Raw genomic sequence first — 2,378 nt, forward strand, 5'->3', positions numbered from 1 at the left:
GTATTTATAACCATAGAACAACCAAAACTAATCAGAAATATCCGAGTGTAAATCTTTAATTACCAGCATATTCTAAAATTTAACACTTTTCGGTTGCCATTTGTCGCTTCCCAAATTTCCACATATTTTTGAGACGTATTTCTGACGTGGAGAATTTGCGGGGCTTGTTTTTTGTCACACCGTGCAGACAGTTGACAAGGGTTTACAACCGTTTACGACAAGCGACAATAACCGCCCCGATATGCGGAAACAGTCACACTGTGTAGAAAAGCGACAATGGTTGACTTCCGTTCACATCCGTTTACCATTTCAGAGATATAGGATTGAAGAAATGAACCATTAAACGATAAAACGGTATGAAAGCAACCAGAAAATGCAGTTTTTGCGGCAAGTCCTTTGTAACCCGAAGCGGTATGCAAAGATATTGCAGTGAGGCTTGTCAGGCAGAAGCCAAACGAGCCAGAGTGATGCAGAAGAACAACCTCTTCAAAGTCGCCCAACCCTTGATGGAGATACAGCATCAGGAGTATCTCACCTTTTCCAAAGCAGCCATCCTCATGGGCTGTTCCCGACAGTACATTTACAAACTTGTAGCCATCGGCAAGCTGAAAGCCTCACGCATCAGCAACCGCATGGCATTCATCCGCAGAGCCGACATCGAGCAGATGTTGGAGGGCAATCCCTATCACCGCATCCTGCCCGGCAACACCTCCACACCAAGGAAATCATCTTCATCTTCCTTACCTGCCAAAAGAGAAAAAAGGGAAAAGGAAAGCGAAGAAGTGTTGGACTTCTATTCGGGCGAGGAGGTGATGTCCCTTTTTAAGGTAAAGCAGTCATGGCTTTACACTTCCGCCAAGCGTAACCATATCCCCATCTGCCGTATCGCAGGAAAGAACTATTACAGCAAGAAGCATATTGACGAGTTTTTCGGTGTGGCAGTTGATATTAGCGAAATTACCGACTGGCTACTGACCGAGGAGGTGGAGGAACTGTTCGGCATGAAGCCGACCGCACTCCGTGCCTACACCTATCGCCATAAGATACCCACTAAAAGAGAGTACGGGCGTACCTATTACTCCAAATCACATTTGAACGAACTCCGCAGAACTGACCTTGTGAACGATGAACGCTACTATACCGTTGAGCAGGTGCAGCAAATCTATGGTCTTTCGTCAGCCAACATCTGCCATATCGTCAAGGTGAAGCACATCGAAAAGATAAAGGTGGGTGTGAAAAACCTGCTTTTGCGCTCAGATGTGGAGCGTGTCATGGCTGAAAGGAACAAATAACCGTGAAAAATCGGGATTATCGAAAATTATTTCAAAATGATGTATCGTGGAGGTATTCACGGATATTTCACGTTGTTCCTTTGCCATCGGAAACATGGATACAACTCCAAAATGTATACAACCAATTAAAACATAATTATTATGAGTAAATGCAAAACAGTTACCTTGCGTAAGCGCAAGATTAAGAACGGGACACAGTATTCACTATGCCTTGACTACTATCCCGGCTACCGTGACAATGTCACCATGAGAGTGATTACACGTGAAGCCTTAGGAATTTACATCTTCGCCAAACCTGCAAACCAGCAGGAACGGGACTTCAACGCACGCATGATGAAGAAAGCGGTCATCCTGCGCAACCAGCGCTACGAAGCCATTTTCAATGAAAACAACGGCTTTTTTGACAAGACCAAGATGAAGGGCGATTTCCTTGCCTATTTCAAAGGACTGGCTGACCGCAAGAATATCAAGTGGCAGCACGTATACAAGCATTTCCAGCGGTTCGTGAACGGCAAATGCACCTTTGAGGAGGTGGATGTGGATTTGTGCCGCAAGTTCATGGAATACCTGCTTGATGCACCCCAATCCATCCACACCAACCAAAAGCTGCACATCAACTCCGCAGCAGGCTATTGGTCAACTTTCCGTGCCGTGCTGCACACCGCTTACCGTGACAGGAAGATAAAGGAGAACCCAAACGGCTTCTTAGACCGCATCGAGTGCATTCCCACCATCAGGGAGCATTTGAGCCAAGAGGAACTGATACGGCTTGCCGAAACACCCTGTGAGGAGGAGGTCTTGAAAAAAGCTTTTCTTTTCGCCTGTCTTACGGGACTGAGAAAGAGCGACATCAGACAGCTCACGTGGCAGCAGATACAACCATACACCAACGGCAGGATGTTCGTTACCACCCGTATGCAGAAAACCAAAGAAATAGTGCATAACCCCATCAGTGATGAAGCCTATGGACTGCTGGGAGAACGGGGCGAGGGACTTATCTTTGAGGATTTCAAGGACAAGATGCTGCAAGGACCACTCCAACGGTGGCTCACGGCAGCAGGGATAACCAAGAAAATCACCTTTCAC

The 2,378-nt window shown here is 46.4% G+C and carries 2 protein-coding genes; both read left to right on the top strand.

Annotated features, from left to right (window positions below; translation table 11 throughout):
• Positions 1-356: 356 nt before the first annotated feature.
• Positions 357-1,292, top strand: a complete 936-nt coding sequence (gene tnpA / locus AB5062_RS22525) for a transposon Tn4555 protein TnpA (RefSeq protein WP_004292844.1) — start codon at positions 357-359, stop codon at positions 1,290-1,292.
• Positions 1,293-1,433: 141 nt separating this feature from the next.
• A partial coding sequence (locus tag AB5062_RS22530) for a tyrosine-type recombinase/integrase (protein WP_368326996.1) occupies positions 1,434-2,378 on the top strand: 945 nt, incomplete at its 3' end.

The sequence above is a fragment of the Phocaeicola sp. RTP21359st1_B8_RTP21360_211022 genome, assembly GCF_040911965.1.
Classification (GTDB): Bacteria; Bacteroidota; Bacteroidia; order Bacteroidales; family Bacteroidaceae; genus Phocaeicola; species Phocaeicola vulgatus.